Genomic DNA, 4696 nt, shown 5'->3' with positions numbered 1-4696 from the left:
TAGAAACAAAGTACAGTTGATTGGTAACTTAGGAAACGATCCAGAAATTATTAATCTAGAATCAGGTAAAACATTAGCAAAGTTTGCTATTGCAACCAACGAAAGCTACACGAATAATAACGGTGAAAAAATCACAGACACACAATGGCACCACATCGTTGACCATTTGCGAAATCGAATTGGAAGCCTCCAAACCATTGCCTAAAGGCTATCCCGTAAACCCATCCTCAATTGGCAACTATTTAAAGCAATATAGAATCGCATATGGTTACTCTGCTTTTGAAATTTCGTTAGAGTTTGAAGTTTACGATTCTACAATCTATAAATGGGAGCATGGACTTACAGAACCTACTCCAGAAAACACAAAAAAAATAATCAAATTTATGGGCTACGACCCACGAATTTATAATCCTTTAAAAATTGAAAATTATGAACTCACTTAGAAATAAAGTACAACTTATTGGAAGACTTGGACAAGACCCTGAAATTATCACTTTTGAAGATGGTGGTAAAATAGCAAAGTTTAACTTAGCAATAGATGATAGTTACAAAGACAAAAACGGGAACAAAGTAGAGCGTACTTATTGGCATCCTGTAGTTGTTAAAAATGGCCTTGTGAATGTTGTTGAGAACTATGTAACCAAAGGTAAAGAAATTGCTATTGAAGGTAAGCTGACTAATCGTAGTTGGGATGATAAAGACGGTAACAAACGTTATGCGACTGAGGTTTTTGTTAGTGAGCTCTTGATGTTGAGCAAATAATGGTCAAATAAAAAAGATTCCTTTTTTAGTTTTAATTTATGTAATTTAGCTATATAATATAAATATCATGGATTTACAGGCCGAAAAAATAGAACTTGTTAAGTTACTTCTTGAAACTAAAAAGGAATCTCTTATTAAAAAAATCAAAATGATATTTAAGGAAGAGCAAGACTCATCCTATGAACTTCCAGAGTCTCATAAAGAAGAATTGGATCGAAGATTAAAACGATTGGAGAAAGGTGAAACCAAATTCTATACTTGGGAGCAAGTTGAACAGAAGCTTAAACAAGCTTTATGAGTTATACCGTTTTAGTTTCAGATGAAGCTATTTTTGATATCACCGAAGCATCTTTTTGGTATGAATCTCAAAAAACTGGACTTTCTAAAAAGTTCCAAAAAGACATCAAACGTGGTATAGATTACATTTCAAAGCAACCGGAAACGCTTCAAAAACGATACGGTAATGTACATATCTATTTTACAAATGTTTTTCCCTTTGGAATTCACTATATTATCGATAAAAACACCATAAAAGTTATAGCCGTTTTTCATACTAGTAAAGATCCTAAAAATTGGTCTAAACGTTTATAAATTCACCTATGTGATCCGAAATAAAATATCTCAAAAAAGCTCTAAAATTTTTAGGGTTTTTTTTATGAGTTCAATCGTTTAATATCTTTGTAGGATAGTTAGAAATTAAAGCTTACGATATATAAAAGGTATGACTACAAATCAGCAAATACAACTTATAAAATCCTTATTCAAAGGGCGTGAAGATGTATTTGCACTGCGTTGGGATAAAAACAATAAAAGTGGTTATATCCCTGCGTACTCTTATGATCCCTATATGTATCGTCTTCATAAACAAAGAGGCGGAACATTCAAAGATTATAACGATAAAACCTATTTAAAATTAGATGACCATCAGTTATCAAAACACTTAAATGGTAGTCAATTTATGGGAATTTATCCACTTTTGGAAGATAATACCTCATGGTTCATCGTCGCGGATTTTGATAAAAAAGATTGGAAAGAGCAATCCAAAAAAGCTATAGAAGTTTGTAAAAGAAACGGAATTCCTGCCTACTTAGAACGTTCTCGTTCAGGAAATGGCGGACACGTCTGGATATTCTTTGGTAAACCTTACCCTGCCGTAAAAAGTAGAAAAATTATACTAAAACTTTTTGAGGAAGTAGGTATTTTTTCCGTATTTGACAAAAACACAAGTTTTGACAGATTATTTATCAGGAAAAGGTCTTGGGAACCTTATTGCTCTCCCCTTTCATGGAGAAACTTTAAAATATGGAAACTCATGTTTTATTGACCCGGATTCCTTTGTGTCATATGAAAATCAATGGGAATTCTTGAATAGTATTGAAAAAGTTTCAACAACTTACCTAGATGACATTTTAAAAGAATTAGCTGAACAAAAAGACGACAATAAACCCCTTTTCGAAGATAACGTTTCCAATTCTGCAAAATTACAGATTACTCTTAAAAACAGTGTAGTGATTAATCAAAATGGTTTAACTCCTCCTCTTGTTAGTTTTCTCAAAGAAAACTTGAATTTTTTCAATACGGATTATGCCATTAAAAAGAAAACAGGAAGAAGCACCTGGAAAACGGAACGCTATTTCAAACTTATCGAAGAAACTGATAACACTGTTGAAATTCCGAAAGGGTTTATAGGAAAATTGATTAGGTTTTGTAAACAGAATGACATTAATTATGAATTTTCAGATCAAAGAAAGCTTCTGGAACATGTTGAGTTTTCATCTTCAATTCGATTGCTAAAACATCAACACCTCCCCTTAGAAATAGCTTCAAGAAAAAATTTCGGAATTATTGTTGCTCCACCAGGCTCAGGAAAAACAGTTATGGGACTTAAAATTATTCAGCAGAAAAGGCAACCTTCACTAATAATTACCCACAGAAAGCAAATTGCTGAACAATGGATGGATAGGATTGAAACATTTTTTGGTATTCCTAAAAGAGACATTGGCAAAATCGGTCAAGGGAAAATGAAGATTGGAAAGCATGTTACAGTTGCATTAATTCAAACGTTAGCAAAAAAGCTATCTAGTGATAACGATGCTGAGAAATTGATATCTGCTTTTGGAACTGTTATTATTGATGAATGTCATCACATTCCAGCTAAATCTTTTCGGGAAGTTATTCACCGTTTGTCCCCATATTATCAATACGGGCTAACAGCGACACCTTTTCGGAAAAATAATGATGAAAAATTACTCTTTGTGTATTTAGGGGATATTATTTCTGAAATCAAACCTCAAGAAATTGACTCTTACAAAAAAGCACGGATTATAATTCGAGATACAACCCTAAATGTTCCCTTTAATTCCAAAACAGATCATTTTGAAACACTTTCTAAAATATTGATTCACGATTCCGAAAGGAATAAATTGATATTAAACGATATTAAAAATGAATTGAATAGTGGTAGAAAAGCAGTAGTCATTACCGAACGAAAAGAGCATATCGAAGTTCTTTATCAATATCTTAAAAATCAATATGAAATTATTCCAATTTCTGGAGAGGACAATACAACTTCTCGCAAATCAAAGTGGAATAGTATTGAACAAGGAAATTATCAAGCTATTATAACTACTGGGCAATTCTTTGGAGAAGGTACAGATATTCAAAGTGTATCTTCTTTGTTTTTAGTCTATCCTTTCGCTTTTAAAGGTAAGTTAATTCAATATATTGGTAGAGTACAACGATCTGAGTTAACTCCTGTAATTTACGATTATAGAGATAAGCAAATTCCATATCTCAATAAGCTCTTTTTAAAGAGAAACACCTACTATCGAAATCTTGATCGTCAAGCTACTTTATTTGATGATTTAAAAGAAACCATTGAAATAGACTCAAAAAAATATGAGGACATTGACAAAGTTATAAAAGTGCCGATTAACGATTTAGACTTCCATTACGGAATGGTTTGCTTTTTATATAAGATATCAGCCCAAACTTCACTACAATTTGAAATAGAAAATGAAGAAATACAATCGGAATTTGAGGTATTAAAACCTTACTTTTCAAAAGTTTTAAATTCAAAATCGGTTAATATTAGGATTCAGGTTGGATTCGAAAATGATACTATTGTTTCTCAATTAACTACATCAGATGATATCAGTCGTATTAATAAAGAGATAGTCGATAGTGTAAAATTTCAATTTGTTGAACAGCATTTTATTAAGAATGGAAAGACCAGAAATGATGAAGGTTCTGATGAAGTTCATAAAACCATAGGAGCTTTGTTTAACAATGAAGATAACTTATTAGAAATGCTTTTAAAAAATAATAGTTATGTTCATCACAAACAGCTTCTATATTTAGCAAAACGACATAACCACAAAACTTTAAAAATAAGATTCGTTTTACATCCATTTTCTTTTGTTTTCTTACTTGAAGGGCAACAAAAACAACATATCGTTTTAGAAACATTAGATACTCAAGAAGCTACATATGTTTGGCATCTTTCCAAGGAAACTTTACAATTCAAAAAAGAATTAGAACAAATAAATCAGAAGTTGAATTGGATTCGTAATAATGGTCGTCAATCATTTTTGGAAACAAAAAATGAAAACTTTAGTAAAATTATTCATGATTATAGCGAAGATAAAAGAGCATTCTATAAATGGAAGAATGCTTTAGAAGAGCGATTAATTTAAAAACTCCCCCTAGACACGCCGAATTATTCGATTACAAACGACTACAAACACTTACAAACGTGTTTAAATATTTATTAACCGAATAAAATTTGAATACCGTTTCATATTTGCAGTGTTGAATCATAGAAGGTTCAATTGTATTAACTGTTTAACATTAAAATTTAAAATTATGAACACGCTTAGAAACAAAGTACAGTTGATTGGTAACTTAGGAAACGATCCAGAAATTATTAATCTAG

5 protein-coding genes and 3 pseudogenes are annotated in these 4696 nt (G+C 31.4%); all 8 read left to right on the top strand.

Going from position 1 to position 4696, the window contains the following annotated elements; translation table 11 throughout:
* Positions 1-160, top strand: a pseudogene (locus tag Q4Q35_RS09465) (single-stranded DNA-binding protein); the annotation flags it as partial.
* A gap of 19 nt (positions 161-179) precedes the next feature.
* A complete protein-coding gene (locus tag Q4Q35_RS09460) occupies positions 180-443 on the top strand; it encodes a helix-turn-helix domain-containing protein (protein WP_303277729.1) in 264 nt (87 codons plus the stop codon).
* Positions 430-762, top strand: a complete 333-nt coding sequence (locus Q4Q35_RS09455) for a single-stranded DNA-binding protein (RefSeq protein ID WP_303277728.1) — start codon at positions 430-432, stop codon at positions 760-762. The genes Q4Q35_RS09460 and Q4Q35_RS09455 overlap by 14 nt, the downstream gene beginning before the upstream one ends.
* A 67-nt stretch (positions 763-829) precedes the next feature.
* Positions 830-1060 carry an addiction module protein gene (locus Q4Q35_RS09450; RefSeq protein WP_303277727.1) on the top strand — a complete coding sequence of 77 codons (231 nt, stop codon included), beginning with the start codon at positions 830-832 and terminating at the stop codon, positions 1058-1060.
* Positions 1057-1353 (top strand): type II toxin-antitoxin system RelE/ParE family toxin, encoded by a 297-nt coding sequence (locus Q4Q35_RS09445; protein ID WP_303277726.1) that lies wholly within the window; start codon positions 1057-1059, stop codon positions 1351-1353. Before Q4Q35_RS09450 ends, Q4Q35_RS09445 begins: the two co-directional genes overlap by 4 nt.
* Before the next feature lie 130 nt (positions 1354-1483).
* Positions 1484-2108: pseudogene (locus Q4Q35_RS09440) on the top strand (TOTE conflict system archaeo-eukaryotic primase domain-containing protein); the annotation flags it as partial.
* Positions 2100-4457: a DEAD/DEAH box helicase family protein gene (locus tag Q4Q35_RS09435; protein WP_437439743.1), complete on the top strand. Its 2358-nt coding sequence runs from the start codon at positions 2100-2102 to the stop codon at positions 4455-4457. The pseudogene Q4Q35_RS09440 and the gene Q4Q35_RS09435, both read left to right, overlap by 9 nt.
* A 169-nt stretch (positions 4458-4626) precedes the next feature.
* Positions 4627-4696, top strand: a pseudogene (locus tag Q4Q35_RS09430) (single-stranded DNA-binding protein); the annotation flags it as partial.

It is taken from the genome of Flavivirga aquimarina (assembly GCF_030540835.1).
GTDB lineage: Bacteria > Bacteroidota > Bacteroidia > Flavobacteriales > Flavobacteriaceae > Flavivirga > Flavivirga aquimarina.
Note: the sequence above shows the minus strand (reverse complement) of the source record. Positions and strands in the feature narration are given on the sequence as shown.

What these genes read in the sequence shown, in the direction of transcription:
- Q4Q35_RS09455 (WP_303277728.1), top strand. Translation starts at nt 430, where the DNA reads ATGAACTCACTTAGAAATAAAGTACAACTTATTGGAAGACTTGGACAA.
- Q4Q35_RS09445 (WP_303277726.1), top strand. Translation starts at nt 1,057, where the DNA reads ATGAGTTATACCGTTTTAGTTTCAGATGAAGCTATTTTTGATATCACC.
- Q4Q35_RS09450 (WP_303277727.1), top strand. Translation starts at nt 830, where the DNA reads ATGGATTTACAGGCCGAAAAAATAGAACTTGTTAAGTTACTTCTTGAA.